Here is a 19,817-nt window from a genome sequence, read left to right on the forward strand (position 1 = left end):
CAGCAGAAAAGGACAATCATGGCTGAATTGCCTCCGCTCCCAGACAACTTCACGTACTCCGCTGAGCACGAGTGGATCAACGCCGGTGCCGACGCCATTGTCGGCAAGACGGTGAAGATCGGCATCACCGCGGTCGCCTCTGACGCCCTCGGCGAGGTCGTGTACGTGGATCTGCCGGAAGTCGGCGACACCGTCACCGCAGGCGAAACATGTGGCGAGGTCGAATCGACCAAGTCGGTCTCTGACCTATACTGCCCCGTCACCGGCGAGGTCACCTCCATCAACGAGGCAGCCACGGACAACCCCGGACTGCTCAACTCCGACCCCTACGGCGACGGCTGGCTGTTCGAAGTCAACGTCACCGAACTGGGCGAAGTGATGGATGCAGCAGGCTACGCAGAGGCCAACTCCCTCTGACACAATCTCCGACCGATGGGACCGACCACGGCTGGAACATCCGGCCCGTGGCCGGTCCCATCGATCACACGAAAAGAATCGGAGTATTTTCCATGCCACTGAGCGTCTTCGATCTCTTTACCGTCGGCATCGGCCCGTCGAGTTCCCACACCGTCGGCCCGATGCGAGCGGCATCGAGCTTCCTCACACTTCTGGGCGACAAGCTCGGATCCGTTGCAGACATCAAGGTTGATGTCTTCGGGTCCCTTGCCGCCACCGGTGCCGGACACGGCACCTTTGACGCCATCCTGATCGGCCTGGAAGGCTGTTCTCCCGAGCACGTCGAAGCCAATGAACTCACCGCCCGCCGGACCCGCATGTCCGAGACCGGCACAATCCTCCTCGGCGACGTGGCCGGGGACTCGGATGCCGCTGCTGGCGGTGTCGAGATCGCCTTCACCGAGAACGATATGGTCAAACGTCCCCTGACCATCAAGCCCCGCCACACGAATGCCATGACCATTGCCGCCTTCGATGCTGAAGGCAAGACGATGGCCGAAGAGACCTACTACTCGGTGGGCGGCGGCTTCGTCACCTCAGAGACCGAGTTCCGTGAGAAGGAGCAGGCCGCCGAGGCTGTTGCTGAGTCCGGAACCGATGACGCCAACGAGTTCGCCGTTGCCGACGCTGTCATCGACGCCGAGCTGCAGGCTTACAGTGAAGAACTGCCCTACCCGTTCCACTCGGCCGTCGAACTCCTGCAGCGCTGCAAGGAGACCGATATGTCGGTCGCTGAGATCATGCTCGTCAACGAGAAGTCGATGCGCGATGAGGACGAGATCCGCCACGGTCTCCTCCACATCTACTCCGTGATGGAGGAATGCGCCTCGGCGTCCTTGGACCGTTCGGGCTACCTGCCAGGCGGACTCAAGGTGCGCCGACGGGCTCACGACTGGTATCTCAAGCTCAAGGCCGAGGACCCCGAACGTGACCCCGGATACTACCTGGAGTGGGTCAACCTCATCGCCATGGCCGTCAACGAGGAGAACGCTTCTGGCGGACGCGTGGTCACCGCGCCGACGAATGGTGCGGCGGGCATCATCCCCGCGGTGCTCCACTACGCACTGAACTATGTGGATTCTGTGGTCAAGGGCGGCGAGGCTGCCAAGCACAGGGCGATCGTGGACTTCCTGCTCACCTCGGCGGCGGTGGGTGTCCTGTACAAGGAGAGAGCGTCGATCTCCGGCGCCGAGGTGGGCTGCCAGGGTGAGGTCGGATCCGCGTCGTCGATGGCCGCCGGGGGACTGGCCGCCATCATGGGCGGAACTCCCGAGCAGGTCGAGAACGCCGCCGAGATCGCGATGGAGCACAACCTGGGCCTGACCTGCGACCCGATCGCCGGGCTCGTTCAGGTCCCGTGCATCGAACGCAATGCGATCGCGGCAGGCAAAGCGATCAACGCCTCGAGGATGGCGCTGTGGGGCGATGGCCAGCACAGGGTCAGCCTCGACGAGGTGATCGAGACGATGCGCCAGACGGGCGCCGATATGAGCTCGAAGTACAAGGAGACAGCGCAGGGCGGCCTCGCCGTCAACGTCGTGGAGTGCTGAGGTAGCCCGGGCCGCCGAGGTAGGCGGGGCCAGGGGCTCCTGTGAAGCCCGGCGCGCATGCCGAGACACAGGCTAAGGGCCGAAACACAGGTTAGGCGCCGAGGAGCGCCCTTGCGCCCTATGCGTGAGGCTGTGTCTCCATCGAGACCACGCCGGAGCGTCCATACACCTACGCACGCATAGGTGTATGGACGCTCCGGCGCTGTATCGGTGCCGGGTGCCGGCGACAGCCTCCGTTGAGGCGCCCTTTCCCACACCCTCCACACCCTCACCCACATATCCGCGCCCTCCTCTCCCACACCCTCCACACCCGCACCCGCGCCCTCCACACCCACACCCATTCAATAACCAGCCCTGCCGCACGTCTCAATGAGGCGGGCGCTGGCTTCAGCGCCTATCGAAAAGTCATCCCGAAGTCACGACTCGAAGCGGCGGCGAAACGTGGAACATCCGTGGAACCGCAGTTCCAAAGGTGTTGAAATGTAACGAAACGATAACGAAGCTCTGTCCCGGCATGAGCGCGCGGGAGCGCCCTGGCGCATCCCAGAGATGCCATGGGGAAACCCGGGTTCGTGACGTGCGGAACACGCGCGGGAATCACACCGGAATGTGGCGTGAATCGCCGGTTTTCGAGTTGACGCTCATCCTCAGGTCGTTAGGTTTGGGGGCGTGAGAAACGCAGTCGCTGAACCTCAAACAGAAACCGATGTCCGGACTCCAACCATGGAGGACGGTCAACACATGTGGAGACTGGCTAAAGATTCGGCCGTTCTCGACCTTAACTCCTCGTACTCCTACATCCTGTGGTGCCGTGATTTCTCGGCCACCTCGACCATCGCGCGAATCGGCGGAGAGCCCGCCGGGTTCGTCACCGGTTACACCCGCCCGGATCGGCCTAACACGCTGATGATCTGGCAGGTCGCTGTCTCGTCGGACTTCCGCGGACACGGATTGGCGAAGACCATGCTCAACGAGCTGGCCGACCGCACCAATTCGCTCCGCCTGGAGACAACGATCACCGATGATAACGATGCGTCGAACCGTCTGTTCCAGTCATTCGCTGAGCAGCGCGGAGCGTCGTGCGAACGGCGTGCGCTGATCACCCCGGATCTGTACCCGGACGGACACGACACCGAGTACCTGTACGAAATCGCACCACTTTGATGCACCGCTGAAAAGTCTGGTGCCACCAGGCGCCCTGGGGATCAGCTGATCCCGACTGGGACGCCGACCGGCGACAGCCGTATCCGAAACTGATCGGTCGCGGCCACCGCCTAGCCGCTTGCTCACGAGGCAAGCGGGTAATCCAGAAGTCGAAAGGACTCAAGTGATGACCGAAAGCTCTAAGACCACAACTCCCGACATCTTCGAAACTCGCGAATCAGAGGTGCGAGGATACTCGCGCTCCTGGCCCGCCACCTTCGCCAAGGCACATGGTGCGAAGCAGTGGGGCGAAGACGGCAAGGAATTCATCGATTTCTTCTCCGGCGCCGGAGCTCTCAACTACGGGCACAACAACCCCGTCGTGATGAACCCTCTCATCGAGTACCTCCAGTCGGGTGCAGTCCTGCACTCGCTGGACATGAAGACCCCAGCTAAGCGTGAGTTCCTCGAAACCTTCCAGGACCTCATCCTCAAGCCCCGCGGACTCGACTACACCGTGATGTTCCCCGGACCAACGGGAACCAACACCGTCGAGGCTGCACTGAAGCTGGCTCGTAAGGTTACGGGCCGTCAGCACATGCTGTCCTTCACCAACGCATTCCACGGCATGACCCTGGGCTCGCTGTCGGTGACCGGCAACTCGATGAAGCGCGAAGGCGCAGGCATCCCGCTGACCAACAGCTCGAAGATTCCCTACGACGACTACTTCGACGGTGAGATTCCTGACTTCCTGTGGCTTGAAAAGGTCCTCGAAGACTCCGGCTCGGGCGTCGACAAGCCAGCCGCTGTCATCGTTGAGACCGTGCAGGGCGAAGGCGGCCTCCGCGCCGCACGTGCCGAATGGCTGCGCGCTCTGTCCGAGCTCACCAAGAAGCACGACATCCTGCTCATCGTCGACGACGTCCAGGCCGGCTGTGGCCGTACCGGATCGTTCTTCAGCTTCGAAGAGGCTGGCATCGAACCAGACATCGTCTGCCTGTCGAAGTCGATCTCCGGATCGGGTCTGCCGATGGCACTGACCCTGTTCCGCCCCGAACTCGACGTCTGGGAGCCAGGCGAGCACAACGGAACCTTCCGCGGAAACAACCCCGCATTCGTTACGGCGACCGCCGCGATCAAGAACTTCTGGGCCGACAACACGTTCCAGAACGAATTGGCCGACACAATCGCCGCACTGCACCAGCGCCTCGACTCGATCGTGGAGAAGGCAGAGGGAGCATCCATCCGTGGACGCGGACTCCTCGCCGGAATCTTCTTCGAGGATGACGAGGTTGCCGGCAAGGTGGCAGCAGAAGCCTTCGAGAACGGCCTGCTCCTCGAGACCTCCGGTCCCAAGGATGAGGTCACGAAGATCATGCCTCCGCTGACCATCTCCTCGCACGATCTGGAACAGGGCCTCGACATCATCGAGGCTGCTGTGCTGAAGTTCGCTCCGGCCAAAGAAACCGCGGCGGTCTGAGCCTGCTCCCAGCTGAGCGCGAGAGCCTGAAAAACTGAGCTTCGGTTCGCCGAGACTCAACCATGAAACTTGTATGACGCGTTGCCGGTGGATCGGTCGACATTTCGACCGACACATCGGCAACCCGTCTGATGTACCGATTGAAAGGACCACGAATGTACGTAGTCAACCGCGATGACCTCAACGACACAGACCGCGATATCAAGTCGGAGACCTGGCGCAGCCGCCGCATGGTGCTGGGTAAGGAACGAGTCGGATTCTCGCTTCACGACACCGTGATCTACGCCGGAACCACCTCGACCTTCCACTACCAGAACCACGTCGAAGCCGTGTACTGCGTGCAGGGCAAGGGCACTCTGACCGACCAGGAGACAGGCGAGACCTACCCCCTCTCCGACGGCACCATGTACCTCCTGGACGGACACGAGAAGCACACCGTTGTCGCCGACGAGGAACTGCGCATGGCTTGCGTGTTCAACCCGCCTGTCACCGGCCGCGAGACCCACGACGAGAACGGCGTCTACCCGCTCATCGTCGAAGAGGACTGAGATCCTTTTGTGAGCTGAATAGCTCCATCGCCGAGGTGGCTGATCCGTTGATCTGCTGCTGAAGCTGGGTGCGGGATTCCGGACACCATGACTGGTGGTCACGGAACCAAGGAAGATCCGCTATTGCGGGTTTCGCCGAGGTTCCGTGGCCACCAGTTTTTGTGTAGATACGGTTCTTCGCTCGGGCAGAATTCAGGTGTGATACTGTTCGGCTTATTGACACCTCAAGTATCGTGACGCTGCCTGCCGACTGACACATTCCAAGACTCCGACTCTGGCATTCCTCTGTTCAATTCCACTCTTTGGAGTCTCCATGAAGTTCATCAGGCGTGCCCTTGTCTCTGCTATTGCCGCTGTGGCACTCATTGTCGGTCCGGCTGTGTCCGCTGAGGCGGCGACGATGTCATTCGACGTGACGAAGCTGTCGGCGAAAAACATGGTTGTCTCAAACGGCAACTGCAAATATTTTGATGTTCACATGAAGTACAAGAAGTCGAAGGTGGACAGTTGGGACGTGGAGGCAGATATTGCTGGCCGCCATGGAAGCACCACCTCCGCGTACTTTGGCAATTATCATTCGCCTTCAACGAAAGATCGGGCAATGATCTGCCCGAGTTTGGAGGGACTAGGGAAGTACAGGATCGGGCCTTCTGAGATCAGCGCTGACTATGATGATGCCAACTACAACTCGCATTGGTATGCGCGCACCGACTACACCAAGGGCTCCTTCTACGTTCGCGGCAAGACCTACGCCTCTCTCGCATCTAAGCGCAGCGGCAAGACCGTCACTCTGACCTCGACGACGAAGGTCTACAACCCCGAGAAGTACGGGAAGGTCACCTACAATCCGAAGGTGAAATTCCAGGTCAAGTCCGGCAGCAAGTGGAAAACCATCAAGACGGTGACCGCTAAGAAGGGCAAGGCCACATACAAGGTTAAGACGAAGAGCAAGAAGACTTATCGGGTCACCTTCGGGCAGATCAGTTGGGCAACCGGGGCAACCTCGAAGTCAGTCAAGCGCTGACCAACCGCGAGTGAGGGTGGTCAAGTCCTGACCGAGATCACTCGCGGATGATCAGTTCTGTCCCGTGCATATATCCCCGGGATCCTTCGAACGGACCCAGCGCCTCGTAGACAGGCAGCCACAATGCTCCTAGATCGGCAGTCTGTCGAGCTCCGGCCGACTTGGCCATGCGGTTTTGGCTGTAACGGAGTTCGCCGATCTCAGCGTCGGTGACAGTCCAGATGACCACCTGCGGTGGATCATCATTGGTGAACGTCACTCGGCGGGCATCGGCCATGACCGACCATCCGGTCGCCTCGGCGAGGGCTTCGGCCAATTCTGTGCGGTCCACAGTCATGGAAACTTCCTTCCAGTCGTCTTGTAGTGGTTGCAGTGAATGCGCATCGGGCGCTCCCGTGAGGGGGAACGCCCGATGCGATTGCGCTGTCGCTGCGTGAACAGGACGCCGGTGTCACTCGTCCGGGCGGACCTTCTTGCCGCGGTCCTGCCAGAACTTCGCAGTGGTGACCTCGTCCGTGCCGTCCCAGGCGTCGACGGTGGTGTTGATGTGCTTGAACGTGGGCAGATCGGAGCGGTGGAAGACCGGCTCCAGTCCCTGCTTGCGCTGCTCCTGGTAGTTCTTCAGCAGGTTGAACACCAGCGGCGAAAGCATCAGCAGGGCGAAGAGGTTGATCAGCGCCATGATCGCCATGAAGATGTTTGCTGCGGTCCAGACGATGTCCAGCGCGGCAATCGCTCCGATGAAGACCGACACCATCACGATCAGCTGATACACCCGCAGGGCGACCCTGCTGGTGGTCAGGTGCTCGATATTGGCTTCGCCATAGTAGTAGTTGCCGAGGATGGAGGAGAAGGCGAAGAGGAAGATCGCGAAGGTGAGGAAGTGGATCGCCCACTGTCCGAGCTGCCCGCTCAGCGCCGTCTGCGTCAACTGGATTCCCTCGCCGGAGTCACCGTACTTGGGGTTGGACAGCAGAATGATGAACGCCGTGATCGAGCAGACGAGGATCGTGTCGAAGTACACGCCCAGGGCCTGCACGAATCCCTGCTTGGCTGGGTGAGACGCCGAGGCCGTTGCCGCGGCATTCGGAACGGAACCGATTCCGGCCTCATTGGAGAACAGGCCGCGCTGAACGCCGATGAGCATGATGGAACCAAGCGATCCACCGGCGATCGAGTTCATGCTGAATGCGTCGGAGAAGATGGTGGCGATCATGTCGGGGACGGCGCCGAGGTTGAGCGCCACGACGATGATCCCGACGATCAGGTAGAGACCGGCCATGATCGGCACCAGGTATGCGGAGACGTTCGAGATGCGCTTGGCTCCACCGGCGAAGATCGCATAGGCACCGACGGCGATGACCACACCGGCGATTGCTGTGAATGCGAAGTTCGAGTCCTCAATGTTGAACGATGTTCCGACAGCGTCAACGATCGAGTTCGACTGCACCGTGTTGAACACGATGCCGTAGGTGATGGCGACGATCACGGCGAAGATCAGACCCAGCCATTTCATGTTCATCCCGTGCCGAATGTAGTACGCCGGGCCGCCGCGGAAATTCGGGCCGTCCTTCATCTTGTAGACCTGGCCGAGTGCGGACTCGGCGAAAGCGGTGGCACCGCCGACGATGGCAGTCACCCACATCCAGAACATCGCACCAGGGCCGCCCAGCGAGATGGCCAAGGCCACGCCGGCAATATTGGCCGTGCCCACCCGTGATGCGGCAGAGATGGAAAAGGCCCGGAACGGTGAGATGTTCCTATTGCCCTCGGAATCTCTTCCTCCCGGTTCGACGAGCGTGCGGAACATTTCGGGCAGCATTCGCACTTGGATTACTCCGGTGCGGATGGTGAAATACAAACCAGTGGGAATCAGCACTGCAACGAGAACGTAGGACGATACGGAATCGATGCCGTCCAGTGCGGTCTGCAACATCTCCATGGAACTGAGCCTCCTTCGGCAATCATGCGATCAGAGGTTCGGGCGGATGAAAGCCTGAACTTCCGCTGTGTATGTCTTCAGTCTGCCACCAAGCCGCTCCTGTAGTGCGCAGGTGTGGGGGCGATTGGCTCATTGAAGGAAAGTGAAGCAGTGGGTGAGCAGAGCGAACCACGGCTGCGCTCGTGAGCCCGGCACGGCCAGGATTCACCTCCAGTCCACTCTCATAACATCGCGAACTTGCTCGTGATGACTAATCTGATCGCCAATGGGCTGCACCGTCGGTGGACCGTCTTCGCGATTCGGCCTCCGACCCGCAGTCACCGGCAGCAATCGTCGAGGAGTCCCCACATGCCCATCGCGCTCCTGAACCCCTGCTCAGCAATTACCTCCCACGTCCGTGTTCCACCGCTGGTCATCGCTCACCGAGGAGCCTCGGCGAAGTATCCCGAGAACACGATTCCCGCCTTCGCCGCCGGAATCGAGCAGGGTGCGGACATGATCGAAATCGATGTGCATATGAACAGGGACGGCGACCTCATCGTCATCCACGACGACACTCTCGAGCGCACCACCAACGTCCGCTTGCTCCACCCTGAGCGTGCCGACCTCAGCGTAAGCGGTATGACGACGGCCGAGATCGCAGCCCTCGACGCCGGCAGCTGGAAGGGGTCCTCCTTCGCCGGCGTCACCGTGCCCCACCTCGGCGAGGTGCTGGAGTTGGTGCACACCACCCGCACCGGCCTGCTGCTCGAGGTCAAGCATCCCGCCCAGTACCCCGGAATCGCCGAGGTGCTTGTTGAGTCCCTGACATCCGTGCCCGATTATCTGGACCGGGCATTGGCGGCGGGGATGCTCGTCGTCCAGTCCGGCGATTGGTCCTTCATCCGCGAGTTCCATGCCCTGGCGCCTGAAGTCCCCGTCGGGGTTCTGGGGAGGCTCTGCCCGGACGAACTGCACGATTTCGCTACCTGGGTCGACCAGGTCAATCCTCAGTACATCGCGGCCGATTCGACTTTCCTCGGCCACGTCCACGAGCTGGGAATGTCGAGCCTAGTGTGGACCGTCGACAGTGTCGAGGAGATGGAGAAGGCTATTGACCTCGGCGCTGACGGCATCATCACCAACAGGCCCGACCGGCTTGTCGAGTTCGTCGAAGCCCTCTGAGGTCAGCGTCGAGGCTTCCCCGCTGCCGCAGAGACGAACAGAGCCACTGCACCGATGAAGAGTCCCAACACGGCTCCCCGCCATAGCAGCCGGCTCAGGTCGCCAAGCGGTAGGAAGGCCACAATCTCACCGGTCGCCAGACTGCACAGATACATTGCGCAGAGCAGGGTGAGGAAGCCGGAGACTCTGATGGCCAGCGACCAGCCTGGTGAAGAAGTGCGGCCCTGCGCGCGTGCAAGGAGGAACACCGCGGCGACCGTGGCGACTGCCGAGCTCAGGGCGATCGGCCAAGCCGGCCGGTACCACGAGGGCAATGCAGTCGGACCGAGGAATTGGAACAACGGCACGTGGCAGCAGAACACGATCACCACGCAGACAAGAAGAACGACCCCCGCACCGGTTGTCGCCCGGCCCGCTGCCGGAAGCTTGGTCGGTACTGGAGGCTTGCCATCCGTTGCAGTCTTGCCCACCACGGCGACGAGGACCCCTACGATGACGAAGGGGAACACGAATGCGCCGATGAGCAGCACGACTTCTGTGAAGGTCAGCGCCAACATTTCCGGCCTCGGCCGTTCGATGTGTCCCACTACCTCGGCGATGGCCGAGATTCCGAAGATGACAATGCTGAGCACGGTGACGATGCTGCGCGGAATGGGCGAGAGCTCGCGTGCGACGACGATGGCAGCGGCGCCGGCCAGGCAGGCCAGGACGGACATGGCAATTCCGGCGGGCAGGCTCTGGGCGGAGTAATACTCGGCTTTTGCGAACATGAGTGAGCAGTAGCCGACCCAGGCGACGAAGTGAACTACGAACGCGAGTGCGATCACGGTGAAGCGCATCGGGGCCGAAGCGTTTTTGGCAGTCGTCTCGTTCAGCGTGGTCGAGTCATCCAGTGAGGTCGAGTCATCCATAGTGGGATCCTCTCATGGAAGGCTGTTCTTTTCAGGAAGCGACCTTGCTGATGCAGCGGAGGATTGCGAGCAAGGCCTCTGGTGGGTGACCGGTGGATTTTCCTCCCGCTGTTGTGCGGGTCGGCCCCCTGGCCGAGAGCAGATCGAGCGCCCTGGTCAGTGCACCTCAGCTGATAGTTACGATCAGCTCTGCTGAGGACATGGCTCAGTGGATGGGCATGCAGCAACGGGGAGGCACGACTGCTGAAGGCACCCGAATCCTCATCGCTCCTTGCCCTCATGTTGGGCATTCGCGCCGGTGGAATGACGAGCCGGTTCTCAGCGGGGGCATTCGAATGAGACGCTGGGGGCATGGCCAATGAACTCGCGTCGTCCACCAGTCCGTACCTCCGCGCCCACGCCGACAATCCCGTCGACTGGCGAATGTGGACGAAGGGCAACCTCGCCGAGGCGGCCCGTCGTGACGTGCCGCTGCTCATCTCGATCGGCTATTCCACCTGCCACTGGTGCCACGTCATGGCTCATGAATCCTTCGAAGACGAGGCCATCGCGCGCGTCATCAATGAGAACTTCCTGCCGATCAAGATCGACCGCGAAGAGCTGCCGGACATCGACTCCTATTACATGAACGCCCTCCAGGCGATGCGTGGTCAAGGCGGGTGGCCGATGACGATCTTCGCGACCCCGGAAGGCAGCCCCTTCTATGCCGGGACGTACTTCCCACCGGCCCCGCGGGGAAATCTGCCTGCGTTCACGCAGGTGCTCGCCGCCGTGTCCCAGTCGTGGACGGAGCGCCGCGATGAGGTGACCGAGATGACGGCGCGCATGGATCGGGGTCTGGCTGATATGGCCAGTGCCGTCTCGGATGCCCTGCCTGCCGAGGCCGCGTCCGAGCTGCTCAGCGCCGAGGAACTCGACTCTGCTGCCGAGTCCCTGCTCGACTCCTATGACCCCGCGTGGGGCGGGTTCGGCAAGGCCCCGAAGTTCCCACCGCTGATGAACTTGATGCAGCTCCTGGCCACATTCGTACGATTGGGTGGAACAACCTCGGCGAGGGAAGGGGCACTGGCCCTTGACGTGGTCGACAGGCTGGGAGCCGACGGACACCTCGAAGGCGAGCTCGTCCTCGACTGTCTCATCGCGGTGCGCAGCACCTTCGCCCGGATTGCCAGCGGCGGCATGCGTGACCAGGTGCGCGGCGGTATCGCCCGTTACAGCGTCGACCGCCAATGGTTCGTGCCGCACTTCGAGAAGATGCTCTATGACAATGCGCTCTACCTTCGCGCCGCCGTGCAATGGGCGAAGGTCGAACGTGCACTCAACCCGGATTCGAAGTGGTTGGCGCTCGCCGAACGCGAGGTCACCGACACCGCGAATTTCCTCACCACGGACATGTCCGATGGTGACCGATTCATCGCCGCACTCGACGCGGACTCCCTCAATGCTGACGATGTGCTGGAAGAAGGTGCCGCCTACGTCGTGACACCCGAAGAGTTCGCCGAGGTGGGGGAGGAGGGACTGCTGCAGCTCGTCGATTCGCCGGCCGCCGCGGAACTCTCCGGTTCCGTCGTCGCCGCCATCCGCATCATCGACTGGTTGGGCATGGACGAGGTGCCCTTCGACGAGAACCACCCTGCACCGTGGACCACCTCGGCGACGGTCGCACAGCAGGAGAGTCTGAGGCACCTATTGGGCACACGCCCTCAGCCCGCGCGGGATGAGAAGACGATCACCGAATGGAACTCGCTGGCAATCACTGCATTGGCCGAGGTCGCCTTGTACGCCGGTGCGTCCGACGGAAGCGGCATTGGTGCAGATGGCGGTGCTGGTGTTGGTGGTTCCGCCGCCATCGAACCGGCGGCGGGCTGGGGGAGTGAAGCTGTCCACTTGTGGGAAGCGATGGTCGCACGCTTCGGCGCCGATGCGGGTTTCGAGGTCCGCCGCAGCTTCACCGGTGGCACCCCGGGACCCGGCCAGGCAGGCCTCGCCGACTGGGCGCAGTTCGTCACTGCAGGTATCATGGTCCGCCAACTCCCAGGAGCGTCGGTGCAGGTGAGTGACCTGAAGTCATGGAGCGCGAGGATGTTCACAGACTTCACCGCCGAGGGCGAGACGCTCGAAGTCTTCGACTCCATGGGCGACGAGATCCTCGACGTCAGAGCCTCCGATCCGGTGGACAATACTGTGCCCTCAGGCAGGTCCGCCGCGGCAGAAGTGGCACTTCTGCTCGCAGAGATCGGCGTGGACGGCGGAGCTGAGACCGACGGCCTGAGCACCGGAGGACTACTCGACCTGCGCGACCGGCTGCTCGGCGTCTATAGGGCGCTCGCCGGACGCGCCCCACGCGGCTGCGGTCACGCGCTGTGGCAGTCCGAACGAGCTCTCAAACCAGTCCGTGTCGCCACCCGAGATGCCGCGCTGAACAGCATCGCGGCCAGGCATCCTGGGGTCACATTGGTCACCGGTTCAACCGGCGTCCCTGGTGATAACGGTGCAGAGGTCGAGGTGCCCGACGGTGCCGCCATCGTCTGCCAGGGAACACAGTGCTCACTGCCCGTGACGACGGTTGAGAACCTCGTCGCACTCCTCGACGGTTAGGCGAGTCAGCATTACGGGCGATCGCTACAGGCAGCGGTCCATCTGCGTCGTCGATGTGCTCAGCCCCAGGTCTGGCGCTCGATCCCTGACAGCAGAAGATCGAGGCCCGCAACGAATTCCGACTTGTCGTCGAAGTTCTGGAACTCTTCGAGCACTGAATGGACGAACGGAAACTGCTCAGGGCTGAAGCTCGACCAGTGGTCAACCTGCTCGGCGAACTCTGCTTCGGCGTCGACCGCTGCCTCCCGGTTGATGGCTCCCTGTGAGACTTCTGCCCCCATTCCGGATGCGTAATTCACGACCGCCAGAGAGGCATGGAACTGTGTGGTGACGTTGAGTTCCATCTTCTGCAGCGCCTGACCGATCCGCTCCCAATATGTCAGCGAGTTCTGCTCATCGGGTCCGGCCTTGATGAGTTGCCCTGCCAGCCAGCGGTGCTCAATCATCTGGATGAAGAGACACAGCACCAGGCGCCGGATCTGCACAAGCCCCTCACCAGTTGAGTCGCTGGTGCGTGTGTCTGGTTCCGGATCTGGGAAGTCGGCAAAGGTAGACGGACGGGTCATCCCTGATTCCTCGAGGGCCGAGGCCTCCTCGAGAGCGCGCCCCAGCAGCTCGTCGGCGACTATCGCCATGAGCTCATCTTTGCCCGAGGCATACCAGTACAGGCTCGCCACCCCGCTCTGCAGCTCGGCTGCCAGCCCCCTCAGTGTGACCTTCTCCGCTCCAACTGTGTCGAGGGTCGAAATCGCTGCGTCGATGATTGTCTCGAGCGAGAGAGAGGCGCGGGAACGGGGCTTTCCCCGTCCGCCGCGACGACGTGGGGTGGTGTCACTTGGACCGCCCGTGCCGCCTGGGCTCTGATCTTCTCCGCTGTCAGAACTTTCTGTTTCTGTGTCGAGATCTCGGACCGAACGTCGTGATGCACCTGAATCCATGTCTCTGAATCTACCCACCCATTTGCATTCAACCAAACACCGTTCTATTCTCGAACATAGTTCGATGCATCGAACGGCGTTCCATCATCGATCGTCGTTCGATCCTGATGTTATTTTCGCACCGGCTATCCAGCCGACTATCACCCACACGCGAAAGGACGCATATGTCCTCCTCCTCTGTTACCTCCTCAATCGCCGAGACTCGAGCAGCCAAACCGCAGAGTCTCCGCGCTGCCTGGCCCGCTCTTCTCGCCCTGTGCCTGACCATGCTCGTAGAGATGGTCGATAACTCGATTCTCAATGTCGCTCTGCCGACGATCGGGCGAGACCTCAATGCTTCTCCATCTGACCTGCAGTGGATCGTCGGCGCCTATTCGCTGACGTTCGGCGGATTGCTCATGGTCGGCGGGACAATGGGTGACAAGCTTGGTCGCCGCTGGACCCTCCTCTTCGGTCTCGCGCTCTTCGGCCTTGCCGGACTGTCGGTGCTGCTCGTCTCCACGCCCGCTCAGCTCATCGCGGTGCGGGCAGTGTCAGGAATCTTCGCCGCATTCATCGCCCCATTGACCATGTCACTGGTATTTCGACTCTTCGACCGCGACGATCTGCGGACGAGGGCTATCGGCCTCATCGTGGTCGTCTCAATGATCGGCTTCGCGCTCGGTCCGACAATTGCCGGACTCGCGATCGCGAACTGGCCCTGGCAAGTACTCCTAGTGATCAACGCACCGGTCGCGCTCATCGCCTGGCTCGGCGTGCGGTTCGGCATCGCCAAGGATGACCCTGCTGACCGGCGCGCAGGTGATGCCGACGTCCCCGGCGGCATACTTTCTGTGGCCTCACTGGGCTTTCTCCTCTACGGCTTCACCGCTGGGGTTGAAAACGGCTGGGGCGCACCGCTGACGATCATCATCTTCGCCGCCGGAGTACTGTCCCTCATCGGCTTCATCTGGCGAGAGAAGTCTGCCAAGGACCCGATGCTCGATCTCAAGCTGCTCGCATTGCCGACCGTGAGTGGTTCAGCGATCCTCCAGACCGCGACAATGATCGCCATGGTGGGCGTCATGTTCGTCTCGACTCAGCTCTACCAGTTCGCCTGGGGATGGTCGGCGTTCCAGGCGGGGTTGGCGAACCTGCCATTCGTGGCAGGCATGCTGCTCGCCGGCCCGTTCGTTGATCGCGCCATGGCGCGCTTCGGTCACCGCAAGACCTCGATCGGCGGTATCGCACTCGTCCTCATCAGCCTCGTCGTCTGGATCTTCGCTCTCACGCACGGATTCATCTGGTGCGCGATCGGGATGCTCATCATGACCATGGGGATGCGGACGATCATGACGACCGGTGCCGTCGCTCTCCTCGGTGCACTTCCTGAGACGCACACGTCGATCGGATCGGCGCTCAATGACACAGCTCAGGAGCTCGGCAACGCCGTGGGCGTCGCGATCGTCGGCACGATCATGGCCACGGTTCTCGGCAGCACACTGCCGCAGGGTGCCTGGGATTCGGCAATGGTTGCGGGCTTTGTGCACTCACAGCAGATTTCGTTCACGGTCCTTGCCGGCATCGTGCTGGTGATGTCGATCTTCGGTATTCGCACCCTGACCGACTCGAAAGAGGTCGAGGAGCACTGAACAGGTGCCCCGGTTCTGAAGGCGAGTCGACTCCGGAGAGTCGGCTCAGTCGATGAGTCGCAGCCCCCGGAAACGGTTGAGCGCTGCCGCGATCTCCTGTGCACGGGGGCGGGCGACATGCCCCGGATGATCGCGATTGCCGGTCAGACCGTCGACTCCCTGCGCATCGAGCATGTCCTCGACCTCGGCCAGAGCCTCAGTCAGTGAGGTCCGGTCGTCGAAGATCTCGGCCATATACTCAAGCGCCTCGGCGATGCCCGTCGTCTGCTGCGGGTCGACGAGCTGGGACACCGCGGTCAGATCGATGAAGGCCTTGCCGAACTGAACCTGACCGAGCCCTTTCGCCTTCGCCGACTTCGTCTTCGAGCTGGGACGCAGTGCCTTCGCCGTGGGGACTCGAGGCTGCGGAGTGGTGAACACTTCTCCTGTGTCATCGGCTGATTTCATACCCACGAGTTCGTGCGCCTTCTCGGTGACTTCCTGGGGCACGTAGGCGTCGAGGGCGATGACATGGTCGGCGACCTCGAAGAATGCGCTCGATCCACCGGCGACCAGCACGGTGGAGACGCCTCGGTGGGTGAACAGTGGACGGATGCGGTCGACGAAAGGGGTGATGGGTTCGCGGTCGGCGGGGATGAGTGCGCGCATTCGGTCGTCGCGGATCATGAAGTTCGTCGCCGAGGTGTCCTCGTCGATGAGCAGCGAACGTGCACCGACTTCCACAGCTTCGACGAGGTTGGCTGCCTGTGAGGTGGACCCGCTCGCGTTCGTCGTGGTGAAGGCTCTCGTGTCAGTGCCGGATGGCAGATTGTTGATGAAGGGCGAGATGTCGTCGCCGGTCACGGCGCGACCGTCCTCGGCCCGGATGGAGGTGGCACTGGGTTCCGTGATGACCCATTCCCGGCCGTCGCCTGCAATATGCGGGTAGACGCCGCGCTCGAGAGCGCGCAGAATCGTCGACTTGCCGTGATAGCCGCCGCCGACGATGACTGTGACACCACGAGGGATCGCCATGCCTGTGAGACTGCGTCCGCTCGAGAGTGTGACGGTGTGCTCGAGTGAACTCGGGCTGGCGAAGGCCACAGCGTTCGACTCCATCGGCAGATCCGAATCCCCGGATCGCCTCGGCAGGATCGCACCGTTGCCGACGAACGCGAGAAGACCTGCCTCGCCGAGGTGGTTCTGCAGTTCCAGCTGATCCCTGTGGAGCTGGACATGTTCGCGCAGATTTTCACCGGCCTGGCTGCCGTTGACCTGCCCGGGCCGACCGCTGTTTGCCTTATCGACCTGGGGCAGATTGGCATGGACGAACATGGCCTCAGCGAGTTCAGGGAGATCGCGAGTGAGGATGTCCGCGGCCTGGTGGCCCAAGATACGTCTGCCGCGAGCCGGAAGATTGACGAGCAGACGTGCCTCGAAGCCTTCGTCATCGATGACGACATTGGTGCGCTCAAGCACCTCTTGTCCCGGGCGTCCGAGGATGATCGAGCGCCGACCGTTGTGGTGCAGGAACGAATCGCCGACGCGGAAGAGGAAGTCGGCGGCCGCGATACGATCTGCGCGTTCGCTGGTGATGTCAGTGGGGAACCCCGCCTCGGCGCGGTCGATCCTGACCCGGACCTTCGACGGGGAGGCGAAAGGGTCGACCTGGACCCGGTCGATGAACACGGTGACCGGCCCGAACTCGTAGCTGCCACGGATCTGCTTGTAGTTTCCGTAGCTGCGACCATCGAGGCTGTGCAGGGTGGAGGCGAGATTCGATCGTTGGGAGTTCATCCGTGGAATGCTACTTGATCGAGGTCCACAGAGGCCAAGGCTTTAGGATCAGTCGCGCGTGCGTCCCAGATAGAATTCCGCGGCGTTGTCCCAGCACGCGGCGGTGAGTTCCTTCGGTGACAGAGCGTCACGAATGATGTCGAAATCTGAGTTCTCGAACGCTCGAGGAGCTCTGGTCGACGGCAGGTCCGTACCTACCATGAGCGCCGAGGGGTCGACGTCGACGATGGCTCGCATCGTGGCGGCAGGATCGAGTTCGACACGGCCGAAACCTGTCGCCTTCACCTTGACGCCTCGTTCGACCAGGCGCAGAAGGGCCGGCAGTCCGTCGCGGTGCATGCCGAAATGATCGATGCTCACCGCGGGCAGTCCGGCGATGCGCTCACCCAGATCCTCGTCGATGCTGCGGGCATCGATGTAAAGCTCCGAGTGCCACCCGACGAGGTCATGGACCCGACGAGCCATATACTCCATGTCGTCCAAGACTGCAGAGCCTCCTCGGGCGACGTTGAAGCGCAGAGCTTTTATACCGTCGCGGTCGAGTTCGAGGATGCGTTCGTCGCATGTGTCGGTGGGAAGCTGGGTCACGCCGACGAAGTCGGGACCAAGAATGCTCAGAGCATCGACAAGGTAGCACTGGTCGAACCCTTGGAATGACCCGGCGACCACTGCTCCGCCGGCAATACCCAGGCCGCTGATGCGCATGAGATAGTCCTCGACCGTGAAGGGGTCCGGCAGGTAGCCGTTGTTCTCGACGAGAGGATGTTTCGGATCGATGATGTGCAGGTGCGCGTCGAAGACCGGAGTCGGAGAATTCATGGCTCCAATTTACCCTCGTTTCCAGCAAGTCATGTTTCATCTCAAAGGGTGGCCACATGGGCCCCGAGGGGCACGCTTCAACTGCTGTTCGCCAGCGTCCTGTAGCCGGGCGGCGCTGATCCTGCAGCCGCGCGGCGCTGTGTCGGTAGCGGAACGGCGTCGAACTGACCGCCTAGAAGGAAGCAGGCTGGACGCAGCCAGCAGCTGGGCGTCGGTGGCTTCCGGCGGCTGCGTCAGATTGCGGAACAGTACACAAGTTGCAACCCGTGTACTGTTCCGCAACTTGGCTACATGACGAGTGCTGGTGCCAACACGATGGACCAAGCCGAGTAGGGCCAAACCGTTGGAACAGTTCCAGCGCTCACCCCTGCAGGAACGCCTTCGCCGCCGCTCCCAGCGCCACCACATCATCGATGGCGACCATTTCGCGAGCCGAGTGCATCGAATACAGTGCCGGGCCCACATCGACGGTGGTCATACCCAGGCGGGCCGCGGTCAGGGGGCCGATCGTCGACCCGCAGGGCATCGCGTTGTTCGACACGAAGTTCTGGTACTCCACACCGGCCGCCGCGCATGCCTGCGACCAGGCGGCCGTGCCCACAGCGTCAGTGGCATAGCGCTGCTGAGCATTGAGTTTCAGCAGCGGACCGCCGCCGAGGTGGGGGCGAACATGGGGATCATGACGCTCCGGGTAGTTCGGGTGGGCGGCATGACCTGCGTCGGAGGACACGCAGATCGACGAAGCCAGCGACGCCAAATAGTCACTGCGCGTTGACTCCGGGAACAAGGAAGCGATGATGCGTTCGGTGACGTCGGCGAGGAAAGGCCCACATGCACCGGAGCGTGAGTTCGACCCGATCTCCTCGTGGTCGAATCCGGCGAAGAGCGCGACGGAATCCAGCGCCGCCGCATCGACTTCCACTAAGGCGCTGATACCGGCGTGGACAGACAACAGGTTATCCAACCTCGGTGCGGCAAAGAACTCTTCCCGGGCACCGAAGAGCCCGGGGGACTGAACCGGGATCGTGTAGACGTCGTGTCCCACGACCTGCTCAGGATCCACCTCGGCGGAGGCGGCGAGGATCTCGATGACATCGGCTTCAGCCAGATCCGCGAGACCGATGACCGGAGTGGTGTGACGTTGTTTGTCCAGCGTCAGACCATCATTGACCTGGCGATCGAGGTGGATGGCCAGCTGCGGGATCCGCGCGATGGGCGGAGTCTGTGCGAGGACGACGGAACCGTCGGCGAGGCTGAGCTGCCCGGCCAGCGCCAGTTCCCGATCGAGCCACGAGTTGAGCAGTGGTCCGCCGTAGATTTCGACGCCGATCTGACGAGTTCCTTCGGCAGTGAATTCCTCGCCCGGTTTGAGCTTGAAGGCTGGGGAATCCGTGTGAGAACCGAAGACGCGAAAACCTGGAATCGTAGCCGACGACCCACCCGAATCAGCACCGGAAACATCAGCTTTGCTCGCTGGAGTTCGCCATGCAATGATTGCGCCGTCGCGGATGACGTAATAGCCCTGGCCGGGCTCGAGTTCCCAAATCTCGCGCTCTTTGAGTCGGCGGAAACCAGTGGACTCCAATCGTGCGGCCGCCGTCGCGGTGGCATGATAGGAGCTGGGAGAAGAACTGATGAAGTCCGTCAGATCGGCTGCGACCTGGGTTTTCGTACGTGGTGTCACGGGCGATGTGCTCATTTCCACAGCCTATCGTTTGCGGTAGCTTTGGCTACAAGGGCATTGGTCTTCTAGTCCGCGTCGAGACGACGGAGGGTAAGAATCCAGTGCCACAGGAGCCATCGGCCGCTCGGGCTTCATCGCCCATCGCCCGAGTAC

At 61.9% G+C, this 19,817-nt stretch carries 17 protein-coding genes; 10 read left to right on the plus strand and 7 right to left on the minus strand.

Annotation, left to right across the window (positions count from 1 at the left end; all coding sequences use genetic code 11):
* Positions 1-18 precede the first annotated feature (18 nt).
* From gcvH to INT29_RS08530, 6 genes are all read left to right on the plus strand, one after another.
* A complete protein-coding gene (gene gcvH / locus INT29_RS08505; RefSeq protein WP_180959004.1) occupies positions 19-417 on the plus strand; it encodes a glycine cleavage system protein GcvH in 399 nt (132 codons plus the stop codon).
* Positions 418-509: 92 nt separating this feature from the next.
* The gene (locus tag INT29_RS08510; RefSeq protein ID WP_101573232.1) at positions 510-2,006 is read left to right on the plus strand and encodes an L-serine ammonia-lyase; all 1,497 of its coding nucleotides are present in this window, start codon (positions 510-512) and stop codon (positions 2,004-2,006) included.
* A gap of 723 nt (positions 2,007-2,729) precedes the next feature.
* On the plus strand, positions 2,730-3,170 hold the full coding sequence (gene ectA, locus INT29_RS08515; RefSeq protein WP_180959005.1) for a diaminobutyrate acetyltransferase: 441 nt from the start codon (positions 2,730-2,732) through the stop codon (positions 3,168-3,170).
* A 166-nt stretch (positions 3,171-3,336) separates the two neighbouring features.
* The gene (ectB, locus tag INT29_RS08520) at positions 3,337-4,629 is read left to right on the plus strand and encodes a diaminobutyrate--2-oxoglutarate transaminase (RefSeq protein ID WP_101573236.1); all 1,293 of its coding nucleotides are present in this window, start codon (positions 3,337-3,339) and stop codon (positions 4,627-4,629) included.
* A 155-nt stretch (positions 4,630-4,784) separates the two neighbouring features.
* Positions 4,785-5,177, plus strand: a complete 393-nt coding sequence (locus INT29_RS08525; protein WP_101573238.1) for an ectoine synthase — start codon at positions 4,785-4,787, stop codon at positions 5,175-5,177.
* Positions 5,178-5,490: 313 nt separating this feature from the next.
* The gene (locus tag INT29_RS08530; RefSeq protein WP_101573240.1) at positions 5,491-6,201 is read left to right on the plus strand and encodes a hypothetical protein; all 711 of its coding nucleotides are present in this window, start codon (positions 5,491-5,493) and stop codon (positions 6,199-6,201) included.
* Between the two features lie 37 nt (positions 6,202-6,238).
* Here INT29_RS08530 and INT29_RS08535 read toward each other — a convergent pair whose 3' ends face one another.
* Both INT29_RS08535 and INT29_RS08540 read right to left on the minus strand, forming a co-directional pair.
* Positions 6,239-6,538 (minus strand): hypothetical protein, encoded by a 300-nt coding sequence (locus INT29_RS08535; RefSeq protein ID WP_101573242.1) that lies wholly within the window; start codon positions 6,536-6,538, stop codon positions 6,239-6,241.
* Positions 6,539-6,652: 114 nt separating this feature from the next.
* On the minus strand, positions 6,653-8,143 hold the full coding sequence (locus INT29_RS08540) for an alanine/glycine:cation symporter family protein (RefSeq protein ID WP_101573244.1): 1,491 nt from the start codon (positions 8,141-8,143) through the stop codon (positions 6,653-6,655).
* A gap of 348 nt (positions 8,144-8,491) precedes the next feature.
* On the opposite strand from INT29_RS08540, the gene INT29_RS08545 reads away from it, so the two are divergent.
* Positions 8,492-9,307, plus strand: coding sequence for a glycerophosphodiester phosphodiesterase (locus tag INT29_RS08545; RefSeq protein WP_193071363.1), 816 nt, complete (start codon positions 8,492-8,494; stop codon positions 9,305-9,307).
* A 2-nt stretch (positions 9,308-9,309) separates the two neighbouring features.
* Here the strand turns inward: INT29_RS08545 and INT29_RS08550 are convergent, their stop codons facing one another.
* The gene (locus INT29_RS08550) at positions 9,310-10,218 is read right to left on the minus strand and encodes a hypothetical protein (RefSeq protein ID WP_193071364.1); all 909 of its coding nucleotides are present in this window, start codon (positions 10,216-10,218) and stop codon (positions 9,310-9,312) included.
* A gap of 243 nt (positions 10,219-10,461) precedes the next feature.
* Between INT29_RS08550 and INT29_RS20755 the strand changes: the two genes are divergently transcribed.
* Together INT29_RS20755 and INT29_RS08560 are read left to right on the plus strand one after the other, a co-directional pair.
* Positions 10,462-10,557 (plus strand): PEP-CTERM sorting domain-containing protein, encoded by a 96-nt coding sequence (locus tag INT29_RS20755; protein WP_226841774.1) that lies wholly within the window; start codon positions 10,462-10,464, stop codon positions 10,555-10,557.
* 12 nt (positions 10,558-10,569) lie between these two features.
* Positions 10,570-12,816: a thioredoxin domain-containing protein gene (locus INT29_RS08560; protein WP_193071365.1), complete on the plus strand. Its 2,247-nt coding sequence runs from the start codon at positions 10,570-10,572 to the stop codon at positions 12,814-12,816.
* A 59-nt stretch (positions 12,817-12,875) separates the two neighbouring features.
* On the opposite strand, the gene INT29_RS08565 is transcribed toward INT29_RS08560, so the two are convergent.
* The gene (locus tag INT29_RS08565; RefSeq protein ID WP_226841748.1) at positions 12,876-13,754 is read right to left on the minus strand and encodes a TetR/AcrR family transcriptional regulator; all 879 of its coding nucleotides are present in this window, start codon (positions 13,752-13,754) and stop codon (positions 12,876-12,878) included.
* Between the two features lie 164 nt (positions 13,755-13,918).
* Between INT29_RS08565 and INT29_RS08570 the strand changes: the two genes are divergently transcribed.
* The gene (locus INT29_RS08570) at positions 13,919-15,385 is read left to right on the plus strand and encodes an MFS transporter (RefSeq protein WP_193071366.1); all 1,467 of its coding nucleotides are present in this window, start codon (positions 13,919-13,921) and stop codon (positions 15,383-15,385) included.
* 45 nt (positions 15,386-15,430) lie between these two features.
* Here INT29_RS08570 and INT29_RS08575 read toward each other — a convergent pair whose 3' ends face one another.
* The 3 genes from INT29_RS08575 to INT29_RS08585 all read right to left on the minus strand — a co-directional run bounded on the left by INT29_RS08575 (position 15,431) and on the right by INT29_RS08585 (position 19,679).
* Positions 15,431-17,161 carry an ABC-ATPase domain-containing protein gene (locus tag INT29_RS08575; protein ID WP_193071367.1) on the minus strand — a complete coding sequence of 577 codons (1,731 nt, stop codon included), beginning with the start codon at positions 17,159-17,161 and terminating at the stop codon, positions 15,431-15,433.
* Positions 17,162-17,209: 48 nt separating this feature from the next.
* A complete protein-coding gene (locus tag INT29_RS08580; protein WP_193071368.1) occupies positions 17,210-17,980 on the minus strand; it encodes an amidohydrolase family protein in 771 nt (256 codons plus the stop codon).
* A 361-nt stretch (positions 17,981-18,341) separates the two neighbouring features.
* Positions 18,342-19,679, minus strand: a complete 1,338-nt coding sequence (locus INT29_RS08585; RefSeq protein ID WP_193071369.1) for a M18 family aminopeptidase — start codon at positions 19,677-19,679, stop codon at positions 18,342-18,344.
* Between the last annotated feature and the right edge of the window lie 138 nt (positions 19,680-19,817).

Origin of the sequence: Brevibacterium sp. FME37 (genome assembly GCF_014897485.1) — a bacterium.
In the GTDB taxonomy this organism is placed as follows: Bacteria; Actinomycetota; Actinomycetes; order Actinomycetales; family Brevibacteriaceae; genus Brevibacterium.